This window comes from Nocardiopsis sp. LOL_012 (assembly GCF_048060475.1).
Taxonomy (GTDB): Bacteria; Actinomycetota; Actinomycetes; order Streptosporangiales; family Streptosporangiaceae; genus Nocardiopsis.
The window spans coordinates 1-256 of the sequence record NZ_JBHMIV010000145.1; the positions used below are offsets into that span (position 1 = coordinate 1).

1 protein-coding gene is annotated in these 256 nt (G+C 70.3%); it reads right to left on the bottom strand.

Annotated features, from left to right (window positions below):
* A partial coding sequence (locus tag ACFHWE_RS23840) for an ADP-ribosyltransferase (RefSeq protein WP_416604120.1) occupies positions 1 to 256 on the bottom strand: 256 nt, incomplete at both ends.

The following is a 256-nucleotide window of genomic DNA, read 5'->3' on the forward strand; positions in this document are numbered from 1 at the left end:
GGGCTGTGAGGGGGACCGGCGCGGTGCGCAGGACCTCGGCGGTGAGGAAGGTGTGGCCGTCGAAGTCGGAGACGTCGGTGATGCGGTAGCTGGTGCCGCGCGGGAGGATCAGTTCCCGTTGTGAGGGGTCTCCGCTGTGTGCTCCCAGCCAGTGGCTGGGGGTGCCGGCCGGGACCGTGAGCAGGAGGGTGAAGCCCGCCTTCTTCCAGCCGGGGGTCAGTCCCAGGGAGGTGGACAGGTAGCCCGGTTCGGTCTG